This window comes from Oscillospiraceae bacterium (assembly GCA_015065085.1).
Classification (GTDB): domain Bacteria; phylum Bacillota; class Clostridia; order Oscillospirales; family SIG627; genus SIG627.
This window is the reverse complement of record SVQW01000001.1, coordinates 320697-335905: the sequence shown is the minus strand read 5'-3', so window position 1 is coordinate 335905 and position 15209 is coordinate 320697. Positions and strand designations below refer to the sequence as shown.

14 protein-coding genes are annotated in these 15209 nt (G+C 39.8%); 13 read left to right on the top strand and 1 reads right to left on the bottom strand.

Annotated features, from left to right (window positions below):
- From E7588_01535 to E7588_01485, 11 genes are all read left to right on the top strand, one after another.
- Positions 1 to 828: an energy-coupling factor transporter transmembrane protein EcfT gene (locus E7588_01535; protein ID MBE6687941.1), complete on the top strand. Its 828-nt coding sequence runs from the start codon at positions 1 to 3 to the stop codon at positions 826 to 828.
- Between the two features lie 5 nt (positions 829 to 833).
- Positions 834 to 1565: a tRNA pseudouridine(38-40) synthase TruA gene (truA, locus tag E7588_01530; GenBank protein MBE6687940.1), complete on the top strand. Its 732-nt coding sequence runs from the start codon at positions 834 to 836 to the stop codon at positions 1563 to 1565.
- A gap of 163 nt (positions 1566 to 1728) precedes the next feature.
- Positions 1729 to 2748 carry a hypothetical protein gene (locus tag E7588_01525; protein ID MBE6687939.1) on the top strand — a complete coding sequence of 340 codons (1020 nt, stop codon included), beginning with the start codon at positions 1729 to 1731 and terminating at the stop codon, positions 2746 to 2748.
- Between the two features lies 1 nt (position 2749).
- The gene (locus E7588_01520) at positions 2750 to 3481 is read left to right on the top strand and encodes a CvpA family protein (protein ID MBE6687938.1); all 732 of its coding nucleotides are present in this window, start codon (positions 2750 to 2752) and stop codon (positions 3479 to 3481) included.
- Positions 3482 to 3499: 18 nt separating this feature from the next.
- Positions 3500 to 4075 (top strand): CDP-diacylglycerol--glycerol-3-phosphate 3-phosphatidyltransferase, encoded by a 576-nt coding sequence (gene pgsA, locus E7588_01515; protein ID MBE6687937.1) that lies wholly within the window; start codon positions 3500 to 3502, stop codon positions 4073 to 4075.
- Positions 4076 to 4096: 21 nt separating this feature from the next.
- Entirely contained in the window at positions 4097 to 6385 is a 2289-nt protein-coding gene (locus tag E7588_01510; protein MBE6687936.1) for an ATP-dependent Clp protease ATP-binding subunit, read from the top strand.
- On the top strand, positions 6382 to 8949 hold the full coding sequence (locus tag E7588_01505; protein ID MBE6687935.1) for a cation-transporting P-type ATPase: 2568 nt from the start codon (positions 6382 to 6384) through the stop codon (positions 8947 to 8949). The genes E7588_01510 and E7588_01505 overlap by 4 nt, the downstream gene beginning before the upstream one ends.
- Positions 8950 to 9017: 68 nt before the next feature.
- Positions 9018 to 9221, top strand: a complete 204-nt coding sequence (locus E7588_01500; GenBank protein MBE6687934.1) for a DUF1858 domain-containing protein — start codon at positions 9018 to 9020, stop codon at positions 9219 to 9221.
- The gene (locus tag E7588_01495) at positions 9199 to 9933 is read left to right on the top strand and encodes an SAM-dependent methyltransferase (GenBank protein ID MBE6687933.1); all 735 of its coding nucleotides are present in this window, start codon (positions 9199 to 9201) and stop codon (positions 9931 to 9933) included. The genes E7588_01500 and E7588_01495 overlap by 23 nt, the downstream gene beginning before the upstream one ends.
- Positions 9934 to 9943: 10 nt before the next feature.
- Positions 9944 to 10711, top strand: a complete 768-nt coding sequence (locus tag E7588_01490; protein ID MBE6687932.1) for a Nif3-like dinuclear metal center hexameric protein — start codon at positions 9944 to 9946, stop codon at positions 10709 to 10711.
- Between the two features lie 13 nt (positions 10712 to 10724).
- Positions 10725 to 12476 carry a fibronectin/fibrinogen-binding protein gene (locus E7588_01485; GenBank protein MBE6687931.1) on the top strand — a complete coding sequence of 584 codons (1752 nt, stop codon included), beginning with the start codon at positions 10725 to 10727 and terminating at the stop codon, positions 12474 to 12476.
- Here E7588_01485 and E7588_01480 read toward each other — a convergent pair.
- A complete protein-coding gene (locus E7588_01480; protein ID MBE6687930.1) occupies positions 12473 to 12778 on the bottom strand; it encodes a YlmC/YmxH family sporulation protein in 306 nt (101 codons plus the stop codon). The genes E7588_01485 and E7588_01480 overlap by 4 nt on opposite strands.
- Positions 12779 to 12865: 87 nt before the next feature.
- On the opposite strand from E7588_01480, the gene E7588_01475 reads away from it, so the two are divergent.
- Entirely contained in the window at positions 12866 to 14008 is a 1143-nt protein-coding gene (locus tag E7588_01475) for an AI-2E family transporter (protein MBE6687929.1), read from the top strand.
- On the top strand, positions 13989 to 15182 hold the full coding sequence (locus E7588_01470) for an AI-2E family transporter (GenBank protein MBE6687928.1): 1194 nt from the start codon (positions 13989 to 13991) through the stop codon (positions 15180 to 15182). The genes E7588_01475 and E7588_01470 overlap by 20 nt, the downstream gene beginning before the upstream one ends.
- The last annotated feature ends 27 nt before the right edge of the window (positions 15183 to 15209 follow it).

Below are 15209 nucleotides of genomic sequence, written 5' to 3'. Positions count from 1 at the left end.
ATGCTTAAAGATATGACGCTGGGACAATTTTTCCCAGGTAATTCCATACTACACAAAATGGACCCGAGAATGAAAATCATCGTTTCGGTTATTTTCATTGTCTCAGTATTTTCCGCTAAAAATATTTTTTCGTTCGCCTTACTGCTTGTTTTTACTTTTGGGATGGTTGCCGTTTCCGGCATCAAGCCTTCTGTTGTACTCAAAGGTATAAAGCCCATAATGCTTATAGTAATATTCACAGCAGTCATTAATCTTTTCTGGACACAGGGGAATATCCCGGTGCTGGAGCTTGGAATTGTTAAAATATACCTGGAGGGTATTGTAAACGCGGTTTTTATGATGGTGCGTATTCTGACACTTATAATGGGTACATCTCTGCTTTTGAGCTATACCACCTCACCCATTTCACTCACAGACGGGCTCGAAAATCTTATGAATCCGCTCAAAAAGATTAAAGTTCCCGTTCATGAATTCACAATGATGATGACCATCGCACTGCGTTTTATACCGACCTTGATTGAAGAAACGGAAAAGATTATAAATGCTCAAAAGGCACGAGGAGCAGACTTTGAAAGCGGAAATATCCTCAAGCGTGCCAAGGCGCTTGTTCCCATTTTGATTCCCCTTTTCATTTCTGCATTCAGAAGAGCCGACGAGCTTGCTGTGGCTATGGAATGCCGTTGTTACCACGGCGGTGAAGGCAGAACTAAAATGAAATCGCTGCATTTATCAACTGCAGATTTTGTGTGTCTTACAATTATCGTTGCGTTTTTATGCGGTATTATAGTTCTTAATTACATTTCAACCACCTATACATTGAGTTTGTAAACGATATGAATATACTTGTCACCATTATGTTCGACGGAACAGCTTATCACGGTTGGCAGTTCCAGAAAAATTCTCCAACCGTTCAGAGTGAAGTTTCAAAAGCTGTTGATATAATCTTCAACACGCATTACGACATTCACGGATGTTCCAGAACAGATTCGGGCGTTCATGCCAATAGGTTTTGTTTCAATTTTTTATGTGATAAGCCCACTTTTGACGTGGAACGTCTTCCGCGTGCGCTTAATACTCTGTTGCCATTCGATATTTCTGCAGTAAAAGCCGAAGTTGTTGATGATGAATTTCATGCGCGATATTCATGCAAAGCCAAAGAATATGAATATCTCATTTGGAATGAGTTTTACCGCAACCCGTTTTACAGAACGAAAGCTTGTTTTTATCCAAAGCCACTTGACGTCGATTCACTCAATGAAATCTGCAGTCATTTCGTGGGTGAGCATGATTTTGCATCTTTCATGTCAGACGGCTCAAAAATTATTGACACGGTACGAAAAATCGAATATTTCACTGCAAAACGCGACGGCGGTATAATTAAATTCAGTATTTGCGCCAATGGCTTTCTGTACAATATGGTGCGAATTCTGGTAGGCACCGTTTGCGATATTTATCATGGTCGTATCAAAGAAAAGCCCGAAGAAATAATCAGGTTAAAATCCAGAAAATCTGCGGGATTTACCGCTCCGGCACATGGATTATACTTAAATAAAATAATATATTGAGGTGATTCCAATAGACGGAAACAGCCAACTCAAAAACCATTACAACAAAATATCGCGTTATTTCACCTATGCAAAATTTATAACACTTATTGTGCTTGTTTTCTTTTTGCTTTTTGCGTTTCAGTTTTATCGCGATGATATTACAATTGAAAACTTCAGGTACATGATAAAGTATCTTGACTTTGCCGCCCCTGAAAACTCCGCAGCAGTCAGTAATACTACTATAAACTTCGGCGGTGATGCGGATTCAGTGCTTACACTATACAGGAATGACTTAGCCGTTGTAAAACGTATGGGACTCGATTTGTTTGATCTTGAAGGCCAAAAAATATTTTCTTCCGAGCATACCATGTCTTCTCCCTCTGTCGCATGCGGTAATAAGTTTATGCTTGTATTTGATTTGGGCGGAACTCATATTTCACTTTATAATACATTTTCAAAAATCTGGGAAACCGATTGCAGCTATCCGATTATTGACGCCACTATTAATGACGAGGGCGAATTCTGCATTGCGACATCGGAAAAAGGTTATACCTCCGTTGTTTATGTATACAACAGCAACTTTGAACCCGTATATTCATGGCGTTCGGGTGATAAATATATTACAGATGTTTCCATGTCCTCAAACGGAAATTTTGTAATTTCAACCATACGTGCGCAGGACGGTTTCTATATCAGCGAAGCAACACTTCTTTCAGTTAACAAATCGGAAATTATAGCCTCCGTAACATTGTATGACCAGATAATTATGGAGGTTTCCGGTTTTGAGAAATTTATAACAATACTTACCGATAAGGCGATTACATTTTTTGATGCATCCGATATGAAGGAATTGACTTCAGTACATTTTTCGCGTGATTCATTGCATGATTTCGTTTCCAACGACAATTACAGTGCTTTGGTCCTTTCTAAAAAAATCATAGGAAGCGAAAACGAAATTTCCGTTTATAGGCGCGATGGTACGCATGTTTCGACATTTGCTTCCCAGGGACATATTATTGATGTTTGTTTGACAAGTAACAGCTTATACAAACTGTCATCGGGTAGCCTGACTATTTATAACCTAGAAACCCTTGAAGAAAAAACTTTGACCGTTGACAAGCGGTTTGACGAGCTAATTTCCGATAACAACACGGTAATCCTCGCTAACGCTTCGGAAGCAGTGACAATAGAAGGAGAATAATATGAATATAGTACTTGATATCATAGCAGTTATCGTATTTTTATTTGCGATTTACAGAGGATACAAAAAAGGTTTTGTTAAAACCGTTCTCAATTTATGCGGTGGTATTGTATGCCTGATACTCGCAATAAGCTTTTCACCCACATTCGGTCAGTTTATCAACCAAAATTATATGGAACCGGCGGTGGAGCGCATTGTAACCGATCGTATGTCTCAAATTGCCGTCGATGAAGCCACCAATCAGCCGGATGTTGATAAAATTGTTGAAGATAAGCCGGGCGAATTCAGCGATATACTTGAAAAATTCAATATTGATTTTGATGCTTTCAAGCAAAGCTTTGAAAATTTCAAAAACGAAAGCACCGAAAATGCTTCACAAGCTGCTGTTGATTATATCGCCAAGCCACTAAGCCAGACTGTTTCTTACGTAATCGCTTTCATTCTGATACTTGTAGCAAGCTTACTGGCTGTAAGCGTATTAACATTCCTTTTGGATAAGCTTGTAAAACTTCCTATTCTCAGAACCGCTAACAAATTCCTCGGAGTATTATCCGGAATACTTTTTGGCTTGCTTTGGGTTTATATTGTAGCGATGATAGTAGAAATCGCTCTCCCTTACATGAAATCGTCAGAATACCCGCTTCTCGCACAGACTTCTCCGGAAAACAGCATGGTTTTCAAATACTTCTTCGCATACAATCCGATTTATGAAATGATAAAAGCAATATTTTAAGTTGAGAAAGGTCTCTGCATGAAACACTTAAAAAAAGAGTATATTCCAAATTATCTTTCATTGTTTCGAATACTCCTTATCCCATTGTTTATATACCTGTTTTTATACGACGGATACAGTGGTATGCTGTGGGGAGGAGCCGTATTTGTACTGGCCGGCATAACTGACATTGTTGACGGCTTTCTGGCAAGAAAATTCCGTTGGGTTACCAATATAGGAAAATTACTTGACCCCCTTGCGGACAAGCTCATGCAAATAGCTGCCATTATCTGCTTGTACATCAGACATATGATCCCCGGTTGGCTTATTGTTACGATTATCTTCAAAGAGCTTCTCATGATGGCAGGCGCAGCCCTGATTCTCAAACGCGGAAATATATATGTTCATTCCAATTGGTACGGTAAACTCGGAACCACCGTGTTCTACGCAGTTGTCGTGATTATAATACTCATCGATAACAGATACGAGCAAATATCAAATTTGCTTTCTGTTCTCCTTTTTGCTCTTACACTGTTTACACTTGTTATGTATTATATTAAAACATACCGCGGAATATATGTTAAAAATAAACGTGAAAATAAGATAAATTCCTAACACTCGAAAGGCTGATGAATTTTGAAATTACCTATTTGCGTTAAATGTAATAAACGACCTGCTGTTGTATTTGTAACAAAGCTTGAAAACGGCACTGCCAAAAACGAAGGATATTGCCTCGTGTGTGCAAAGGAAATGGGCTTTAAGCAGGTCGATGACATGATTAAAAATATGAATATTTCAGACGAAGAACTGGAAATGATGTCTGAGCAACTCATGCCGCTCACCGATGAAAACGACGAATTATTGTGTGATATTAATGACGGCGATGCAACTGCGCCGGTACAGGATATCCGTTCTTTCTTTTCTTCTTCGCCTCTTCCGGGAGAAGAAGCAACGAAAAATGACACTTCTTCACAAAATCAAAAAGATGCAAAGAAAAAGGATAATGCAAAGAAATTTCTTAACTCATATTGCATTGACCTTACAAAAAAGGCGCAAGAAGGAAAGATTGACAATATAGTAGGGCGAGAAAAAGAAATCGAACGTGTTATACAGATTTTGTCAAGACGCCAGAAAAACAATCCTTGTCTGATAGGCGAACCGGGTGTCGGAAAAACTGCTATCGCAGAGGCACTGGCTACAAAAATTGTAAATGGAGATGTGCCATACAAGCTAAAGAATAAAGAAGTTTTCATGCTCGACCTCACCTCCCTCATTGCGGGAACTCAATTTCGTGGACAATTTGAAAGCCGTATGAAAGCTTTAATCGAAGAAGTTAAAAAGTTAGGGAATATCATCCTCGTAATCGATGAAATCCACACTATTGCCGGTGCGGGAGATGCAGAGGGCGGAATGAACGCAGCAAATATTCTCAAGCCTGCCCTTTCGCGCGGTGAGGTACAGATAATAGGTGCTACAACCCTTACAGAGTACAGAAAGCACATAGAAAAGGATTCTGCTTTGGAGCGCCGTTTTCAGCCCGTTGTTGTCAATGAGCCTTCCATTGATGAATCCGTGAAGATACTGTATGGCATAAAAAACTATTACGAAGTTTTTCACGGAGTCAATATTCCGGATGCTCTGTTGAAAAAAATTGTTATTCTTTCCGAACGGTACATTACTGATCGTTTTCTGCCGGATAAAGCCATTGATATTTTGGATGAAGCATGTGCTCATCTCACTCTCTCCAATGCTATTTTTACCAAAATCGGCATTTTAGCTGATGAAATAAACAAGCTGAGAGCCGAAAAGGATAGCCTTGAAAATCTTACGGAAAAAACTAATGAAACGTACGAACGACTTGCTGAACTTAAAGTGCGTGAATTGAACCTCAATAATGAGTTCAACACACTTTCTGCCCAAAAGGACAACATATTCCTTTCCGAAAAGGAAGTTGCTCATGTAATAGAAATACAAACAGGTATCCCCAAAAGCTGCATAACCGACGATGATGTGGCGTCCATTGTGGACCTTGACAAACGTCTTAAAAAACGCATTATCGGCCAAGATCACGCAATCGAATCGGTGTACCGTGCCATAAAAAGAAATCGTACCGGAATTTCTTATAAGCGTAAGCCTGTGTCCTTCATATTCGCCGGACCAACCGGTGTCGGAAAAACAGAGCTTGTAAAAACGCTTGCATCCGAGCTGTTTAATTTTCCCGAAGCGCTTATACGCCTGGATATGTCGGAATTCATGGAAAAACATGCCGTATCTCGCATAATTGGCTCTCCTCCCGGCTATGTCGGCTACGATGATGCCGGTCAGCTTACCGAAAAAATCCGCCGTAAGCCTTATTCAGTTATTCTGTTTGATGAAATTGAAAAAGCGCATCCCGATGTTATGAATATACTTCTTCAGATTTTGGATGACGGTCGAATCACTGATGCGCATGGAAAAGAGGTCAACTTCGAAAATACGGTTATTATAATGACCACCAACGCCGGCAGCAATTCCTCTTCCAATCTTTCCGGTTTTGCAACAACCTCTCTGCTCATTGACAAGGATAAAACTCAAAAAGCTCTGGAAGAATTTTTGCGTCCTGAGTTTCTTAACCGCGTTGATGAAATAATTACGTTCAATCGCTTAAGCGTAAAAGACTTCATTTCCATCGCCGACATAAGCCTGACGGATCTGAAAAACGCAATGGAGCAACGTGGAATATCCCTGGCTTTTTCTAACGATGCAAAAGTGTTTATTGCTGAAAAATCGTACAGTGAAAAATACGGTGCGCGTAATTTACGCCGTTTTATCCAAACGGAGGTCGAAGACAGAATAGCCGCCACTATAATCGAAAGTTATCCCAAACGAATAACCGCTTTAAATATAGATTTTGACGGTCAAAATCTCACGGTCAGCCTATTATGAATATACTCAATAAACCGCTCGATGAGCTGAAAACCGCCTTAGGAACAGACTTTACAAGAGGTCTTACAAAAAAAGGCGTAGATAAAAACACTGCGGCTTTTGGCCGCAACATTCCTTTTGGCACATCCGAAAATGTAATGTCCTCATTTTTTAAATCTCTGTTGTCTGATGTAATGCCATGGCTTTTCTGCGTAATATGCATTCTTTCATTTTTTTTACAACAAAATGCATCATTAACTGCAAGCGTGGTTCTTTTCGGAGTGTATGTACTTGCCAGACTCGGAACACACCTTTATATTCACTATGTGAATAGGCGTATTCTTTCACACAAAAGGCTCACTTCTGCCGTAATACGGGATAACAAGAGGCAGGTTGTAAATATTAAAAACCTGGTTCCAGGTGATATACTTCTTCTCTCGCCGGGAGATTTTGTCCCGTGTGACTGTATAGTGATTGAATGTGATGATTTTTCTGTATTCGAGTCTTTTATCACTTCTGACTGTTCTCAAATAACCAAATTATCCCAATCGCATTTACCGCAGGATGCTCCGTATCATTCATGCATAGTTTTTGCGGGAAGTGTTGTGTGTGGAGGTCATGCAAAAGTTTTGGTATGTCACACAGCCAAGAACATCTTTAACATCGAAAACATCCCTTTCAAAAAGGTTTTTACAAACGAGATGCCAAAAGTCCACAAAAATAGTCTTTTTGTAGGCAAGCAGCTTTACCTTTTGTGGATATTAATGTGTTTTATTGTTTTTACAATCGGCGTTCTTTTAAAGTACGACGTATTTGGCATGCTTTTTACCGCAATCACTCTTTCCATAGCCGCTCTGGGCGACTGTATCTCGATTTTCAGCGAGGCAACAATTGCTTCAAGTGTTTTGAGATTGGAAAAAAAACACGGATGTATTCTTAAAAACTATAAATCAATTGATACATTCAACTCCACCGATACTGCTTTCATAGAAAATTTTGACTATTTCCTCAGTGCTATGCCTGAAATCAAAGGTTTCTATATAAACAATGATTATCGTACTCCATCGGACGTAAACCCATATCAAAGAGATGAACTGCTGAAATTTGCTGTTGCTTCGACAACAGCGACACAAAAAAAGCGCCATTATACTGATATATCCTTAATAAAATATTCATCACAATTCGGAATAACAAAGAAAACCGTTCAGGATGAGTTTGTGTTTCTAAACCAATATGCCGGTGAAATCGATGCGGTTATGACATTCAGGAACGGCGAATACTCTGTAATTTCTCGCGGATTTGCCACCGATATGCTCGCACGATGCACTTCCGTAAGTATACGCGGAACGATACGTAATTTGTCAAAAAACGAACGTTTTTCTCTGCAAAACCAAATCCACAATATGGAAATGGATTCACAAACCGTAATAGCGATTGTAAAAAAATCCGTGGATTTTTCTTCAGAAAGTCAAGAATGTTTCGTCGATCTTGATCGTATGACCTTGCTGGGGTTCATCGGTTTTTATAACCCGATAAGCGCTGACGCTGTGAAAGCTCTTTCTCTGTGCAAAAAAAGTGCTGTTAATACGGTTCTGATGGAAAACGCACCAACCGGTACTTTTCTTGACCTTGCGCGCAGTACTTCCCTACTTGCGAACGATGATCTTACGGCGGACAGTGAGTCGTTGGCAAATTGCGACGTGGGTTTATTACGTGCAGAATTGAGTAAGTATAAAGTTTTTTCGCATTTAACGCAAAATCAACGTATTTTTCTTGCCAAGCTTTATAAAGAAAACGGCAGTGTCATAACATCTTTTCCGCGTTCCCTGCACGACTTGCCGTTACAAGCCGTGTCAGATGCCTCGATTGCTTCTCATGATACCAAAACCACGGCTTCAAAATACTTTGCGGACGCTGAACTTACTCGCAAAAACTTTTCCGTTTTTCCCGAACTGATAAAGAATTGCAGAGCGGTTTACCACAATGCCAATCATATGCTTCTTTATATTCTTAGCGGTCAGTTTTTCATTTGTACTTTGATACTGCTGGGTATGATATTTGAAAAAAGACTTATTTTTGATCCCGCGGTACTGTTTTTATACGGCATTTTTTCCATTTTACCTTCCGCACTTGCCATATGCAGTGACACACCTAATGAAACCGGAATAATACCACCGCCAAATTACAACAAACATATGTTCAGCTTGGTATCACTCATTCCACCACCGTTTATTATAGGTCTTACGGGAGGTATAGTTACGGTACTGGTTCACAGAATGTATAACGGGGCTCCCGCCACGGCTTCCGCTGCAGCACTTGTCACGATTTTCACCAGCACATTTCTAATTGCCGTCTCTTTGCGGAGCGATGATATTTTCATACGCAGAAAAATTTCGCCTATGTTCTTTGTTCCGCTTGCCACAGGTATTCTTGCGTTGCTTGCGGTTTTTTCGATAGAGCCGCTCGGCAATGCTTTGGGACTTTACATGCCAAACGCAGAAGTGGCCTTTGTAAGTGCGATTTTTGGTGTTATACCGTTTGGTATAAGTGAAATAATTAAAAAAGCGAAAAATTTAACAAAATAATGTTGCATATTATTTCTTACAATGCTAGAATATATATGTAAAATAAATTCAAAAGGAGATATACAAAAATGAACGAAGTAACCAAGGACACAATAATCGGCGATATTCTTGATTTTGACAGAGAAACAGGAAAATTCTTTTTGGAAATTGGCATGCATTGTCTGGGTTGCCCCTCTGCACGCGGTGAGACCATTGAACAGGCTTGCGAGGTTCACGGCGTTGATTGTGACGAGCTCATCAGCAAGATAAATGAGTATCTCGCCGCAAAATAATTCCGGCAGCGGTAAAACAGAACTGAACAAACGTCTTTTTAAACTTGATCAGCGTTTGTCAACTGTATACGGTTTTATCAGAGATGGGCGTGTCTTTGCCGATATAGGCACTGACCACGCCTATCTTCCTTGTTATGCAGTACTTACCGGAAAAACGCCTTCTGCGTTCGCCTGTGACGTGAAGGACGGACCGCTGTTGCATGCTGCCGCCACTGTGAAAAAATATAAGCTGGAAAAGCAAATCTCATTTGTCAAGACGTACGGTCTTATCAATATGGACAAGTATGATTTTGACGATATTGTAATCGCGGGAATGGGCGGAGAGCTCATTTGCGATATAATCAAGTTCAGCCCTTATCTCAAAAATCCGAAATACAATTTCATATTGCAGCCCATGCTTTCGAAGGATAAGCTTCGCGAATTTTTATTTGATAACGGATTCAATATAATCAATGATGTTTACTGCGTATCGCAAGGACGCTTCTATACAGTTATCAACGCAGTTTACGACGGCCAATGTCGTTCGCTCACCCCGTTTCAGTCTTTGATGGGAGTTTGGGATAAGAATAATCCGCCAAAATTCTCAAAGGAATATGCACTCAGACAGGTGCATGTTCTGAAAAAACGAATTGAAGGGCTTTCCGTTGCAGGGAAAAATTACGATGCAGATATGGAGTTGCTCAAGGAATTAAGAGATTTCATTAAATCATAAGGAATTAATTATGGATATTAAAAGAATTACAGATTATTTCGATGAAATCGCCCCATCATCCCGAAGTGCTGAATGGGACAACGACGGAATAATGCTGATGTGTGCAAAGGATATTCAGCGTGTCGTGGTGACTTTGGATGTTACTACCGAAGCTGTGAAGTGTGCATTGGAAAACGGCGCACAGCTTATTATAAGCCACCACCCTATTATATTTCACCCAATAAAGAGCATATGCGACGACTATGTGAGTGAAAACATAAAAAGACTTATAAAAAGCGATATTTCCGTACTCTCCTACCACACGCGAATGGATGCATCGGACGTGGGAATTAATCAGTATATTCTGAACAGATTAGGACTTGGCAGTATAACACCCTTTGGTCTTTTTAATGGTGACATGACGGGCAGAATCGGTTCTTTCGTGATGCCTTTATCATTTGAAGAAGTTTGCCAAAGAATTAAGCACCTGTTCAGATGTGATAATTTCACCTACACCGCCACGGATAAAATGATCAAAAGCATTGCCGTTGTCTCCGGTGGGGGTAGCGAATACATGGACAGTGCCGCCGATCATGGTGCTGACTTATATATTTCCGGTGAATTCAAACATCACCACTATTTGAAAGCGCAAGAAATTGGCTTCCCGCTGATCGGTATTGACCATTTCCATTGTGAAAATGTATTTACAGATTTGGTCTGCGAGATTCTGAAAGAAAAATTCAACGAACTTGATATTATTAAAAACACATCAAAACCACCATTTAACACTATGAATTGAGAAAGGTATATGTATGGCATTTGATGCAGGTATGGTTTGCGCCGTTGCAAACGAGTTGAATACTGCTTTAAACGGTGCAAAAATTGAAAAGGTTTTTATGCCCGAAAAAGATGAAATACATTTTCTCGTTCATTCGGGACGTGAAAGCCGACGTCTGCTGATTTCTGCGAGTTCTTCAAATCCGAGAATTCTTATCACCGACAAGACTAAGGAGAATCCTCCATCGCCACCGATGCTTTGCATGCAGCTCCGCAAACATCTTACAGGCGGAAGAATAGTTCGTGTGGAACAAATAGACTTCGAACGCGTCATAAGAATAGAAATAGAATGCTATGACGAGTTGGGATTTCTGACAAAACGAAATATTTATTTCGAAATTATGGGAAAACACAGTAACATTATTTTTTGCGATGCAAATGATAAAATACTTAATGCTGTAAGACCTGTTGATTTTTCGGTTTCCCTTTTACGTCAGATACTTCCGGGTATAAAATATGAGCTTCCTCCCAAGCAGAATAAGGCTAATCCTTTGGAAGCTTCAAAAGAAGTTTTTTTCACTGCATTTACAGAATATCCGCAGGACCGTCCTGCTGAAAAATTCATAACGGATACTTATCTGGGTATATCTTCGCTGATTGCGCGTGAAATTGTATTCCGTTCATGCGGTAATTCGTCTGCAATTCTTTCTCTATGCAGCTCAGATAAATTATGGTTCTATTTTACAGATATTATTAACATCATCCGCACGAAAGAGTTTTCCCCCACTATACTTTTCAAAACCGCCGATTCAACTGCGCCCTTTGAATATGCTTTTTGTGCTATACGACAATACGGAAGTGCGGCGCTTGTTAAATCAGCTGATAACTTCAGCTCACTTTTAGATGAATTCTTTTCAACTCGTGACAAGAACGACAGAATAAAGCAGCGTTCGCAGGACATTTTTCATCTGCTTTGCAATACACAAAACCGACTTTTGAAAAAAATAGAGCTTCAACAAGCAGAGATATCGGATTGCTCCGACATGGAGCAGGTGAAGCTTTACGGAGACCTTATAACGCAGAATATATATGCAATCAAGCGCGGTGACAGCATTGCGAAATGTATAAATTATTTTGAGGAGGCTTGCCCGACTCTTGACATTCCGCTTGATGTCCAGCTCTCACCTTCGCAGAACGCGCAAAAGTATTACAAAGCCTACAATAAGAAAAAGTCCGCAAAATCCATACTTGCAGGTCAACTTGAAAATGCGCGCAAGGAGCTCGAGTACATTGACACCGTTTTTGATGCTCTTACGAGAGCACAGAGCGAACGTGACCTTGATGAAATACGCGAAGAGCTGTCATGCTGGGGTTATGCAAAACGGATACGTTCAAACCTTAAAATGGCTCAAAAGCCAAAAAAGGTCGTAATTACCGAGTTTACCTCCCCTAACGGATACAAAGTACTCATGGGCAAAAACAATGTGCAAAATGACTATCTAACCACACAATTAGCGGAAAAGTCCGACTATTGGTTCCACGTCAAAGATTTTCCCGGCTCGCATGTCGTACTGTGTACAAACGATGAAGAACCGCCGGCAGAGGATTTCACCTTTGCCGCCGCACTTGCTGCTGAGAATTCCAAAGCAAAGGGTGGAGTAAATATTGCTGTGGACTATGCATTTATTCGAAACGTTAAAAAGCCCGCAGGCTCAAAGCCGGGATATGTAATTTATGACAATTACTGGACGGCATATGTCACCCCTTCCAAAGTACTCGGCAACTAAAATATTTTTCTTTTCCTATCACACTCTTTTCGTTCGCACTTGACTATCGGGGCACATTTCACAAGTATAATATCCTTTCCGATTTTTTCGATGTTTTCCCATGATATAATTATTTCATCGGATTTGGCACTCAATCCAAAGAAACCTCCGCAGGCAGGAAGCACAATTGCCACTATTCTTCCGTTGCATAAATCCATATGCACATCACACGGATATCCAAGTCTTTTTCCGTCCGCAATACTTATTACCTCTTTTTCGTGTAATTGCTCCACTGTTACTGTTTTTTCGCTAAAATTTTCCATATTCGGCTCCTATCTTATTGTTTTATATAAAATCAATATTACGATTGTTGCCAAAATATGAGTGACATTTTTTAAGGGAGGGATTTTTTGAAGAACAACTTTAACAGAGATTGCCTGCGTGCGGCAATTCTTCTGCTTTTGTTTATTATTGCTGTCATGCTTTTTTACACTGTAATCAAATCCCCCACCGCTGTTTTTGAAAATTTGCTGGCATTTTCTGAAGTCTTTAAGAGTATAACCATAGCATTTATCATCGCTTATATTCTGAATCCGGTGGTAAACTTTTTCAAAGACAAAATATTATCACCGATAAAAAACGAAAAAGCTTCAATGGCTGTTTCCGTTGCGTTGACATATTTAATTGTCATTGTACTGATTGGCATTTTTATATGGCTTTTATTGCCCGCATTAGTCAAAAACATACATGTTTTTGTTTTAAACTTTAATCTTTATCTTGAACGTTTTAATTCACTTGCAGATAGTTTATCCCGCAATATATATTTCGGAGGTAAATTTTTCGTTTCAATAAAAGACATACTGGCAAGTGCCGCTACGGCCGTGACCGGCTGGATCAGCGGAAATTTCCTTAATCTTGTTAATTTTGTTTTTAAAACCACCGATATTTTTATTGAATTGATTGTTTCTATTTTCATTTCGATATATATGCTGTATTCCCGCGTCGAACTCACCTCGCAAATTAAAAAAGCGATGCTTGCACTGCTGCCAAGAAGCCTATGCGACGGCATTATGCGGATTACCGCCATCATTCATGAGAGCTTTTCGAGCTACATGTCGGGTGTGTTCGTTTCCGCCTTTATTACAGGCGGCTTGTGCTGGATTTGTATGTGGATATTCGGTCTTGAATACGCACCTCTTATAAGCCTGATTGTGCTTATTACTGACATTATCCCCTACTTCGGGCCGTTTATCGGTGCCGGCTTAGGTACCCTGTTGATATTTCTGGCTAAGCCAACCGATGCTTTATATTTTTTAGTCCTCATAATTATTTTGCAGCAAATAACATCAAATGTAATCAACCCCGGTATAATCGGCAAGGCTACCGGTCTTGATTCAATATACGTTATAATTTCTATAATTATTATGGGCGGTTTTTTCGGTATAACAGGAATGCTTATCGGAGTCCCCGTATTTGTCATACTTCTGAAAGCCACCAGAAAGTTTATTTCTTACAGAACAAAGGAGAAAAACTGTGAAAACACCACTGCGTGAAAACAAAAGTATTATCGTTTCCCTTTACGCATTCGGCGTCATTGCCGCAAGTATTTTGTTTTGGCTTCTGCTTAACAATTTCGGCGCGATCGGATCGGCATTTTCATTTTTAACGGAAATACTAAGTCCGTTTCTTTATGCACTGGTTATTGCGTATCTTCTTAACCCTGTCATGATTTTTGCTGAACGGGTGTTATTCAACTTTAAGAATTCAAAGAAAGACCGCAAATCAATACGGCGCATACTTTCACTTGTTTTTGCCTACATTGTCGGCGCGCTTATAATCGCTGTATTTTTGGTAGCTATTATCCCTCAGCTCACAAAAAGCGTTGAAACACTTATTGAAAATTTCAACTCGTATTCAGCAAATATTGAGCAATTCAGTGAATCTTTGCTGGAGCGCTTCGGCGGAATAAGTTCGGTTTTCGGTGAAGGTATTGAATCATTCGGAGATATTATAGATCAATTGCTTCTGGTTATTAAAGATTCCCTGCCGCTTATAATGAACACTATGAAGCAGGGTGTTATTGAAGTGAAGAATTTCTTCTTAGGGCTTATCATATCTATATATCTGCTTTCGGGAAAAGAAAAATTGCTTTCACAGCTCAAAAAGCTTCTTTGTGCTCTTTTACCCAAGAATTTTTTCTCGCATCTGTTAAAAGTCGCCACATTTACGCACGAAACTATTTCGGATTTTATCGTCGGAAAAATACTGGATTCTGCAATAGTCGGGATACTTTGCTTTATTTCTATGTCAATACTGCGTCTGGAATACGCACTTCTAATAAGCTTTGTGGTAGGTATAACCAACGTAATTCCTTACTTCGGTCCTTTTATCGGTGCAATACCTTCAATAATAATTCTTCTCATTGTTGAACCGATGGATGGTCTATGGTTTGCAATACTTATTCTTATTCTCCAACAACTTGACGGAAATGTTATAGGTCCAAAAATACTCGGAGAGTCTCTTGGTCTTTCCTCTTTCTGGATAATATTCGCAATCATTGTTATGAGCGGATTCTTCGGCCTCTGGGGTATGTTTCTGGGAGTTCCGATATTTGCGGTAATTTACAACCTGGTATCCGGCTTTATCAACGAAAGACTGACTGACAAAAAGCTTCCCACACAAACTTCGTATTATGCGAATTACAAAGGGAAAGATGCGCAACAATAGTTAAAAAATCCCGCAGCAAGATCAGTA

What these genes read in the sequence shown, in the direction of transcription:
- E7588_01535 (MBE6687941.1), top strand. Translation starts at nt 1, where the DNA reads ATGCTTAAAGATATGACGCTGGGACAATTTTTCCCAGGTAATTCCATA.
- truA (MBE6687940.1), top strand. Translation starts at nt 834, where the DNA reads ATGAATATACTTGTCACCATTATGTTCGACGGAACAGCTTATCACGGT.
- E7588_01525 (MBE6687939.1), top strand. Translation starts at nt 1,729, where the DNA reads ATGATAAAGTATCTTGACTTTGCCGCCCCTGAAAACTCCGCAGCAGTC.
- E7588_01520 (MBE6687938.1), top strand. Translation starts at nt 2,750, where the DNA reads ATGAATATAGTACTTGATATCATAGCAGTTATCGTATTTTTATTTGCG.
- pgsA (MBE6687937.1), top strand. Translation starts at nt 3,500, where the DNA reads ATGAAACACTTAAAAAAAGAGTATATTCCAAATTATCTTTCATTGTTT.
- E7588_01505 (MBE6687935.1), top strand. Translation starts at nt 6,382, where the DNA reads ATGAATATACTCAATAAACCGCTCGATGAGCTGAAAACCGCCTTAGGA.
- E7588_01500 (MBE6687934.1), top strand. Translation starts at nt 9,018, where the DNA reads ATGAACGAAGTAACCAAGGACACAATAATCGGCGATATTCTTGATTTT.
- E7588_01495 (MBE6687933.1), top strand. Translation starts at nt 9,199, where the DNA reads ATGAGTATCTCGCCGCAAAATAATTCCGGCAGCGGTAAAACAGAACTG.
- E7588_01490 (MBE6687932.1), top strand. Translation starts at nt 9,944, where the DNA reads ATGGATATTAAAAGAATTACAGATTATTTCGATGAAATCGCCCCATCA.
- E7588_01485 (MBE6687931.1), top strand. Translation starts at nt 10,725, where the DNA reads ATGGCATTTGATGCAGGTATGGTTTGCGCCGTTGCAAACGAGTTGAAT.
- E7588_01480 (MBE6687930.1), bottom strand. Translation starts at nt 12,778, where the DNA reads ATGGAAAATTTTAGCGAAAAAACAGTAACAGTGGAGCAATTACACGAA.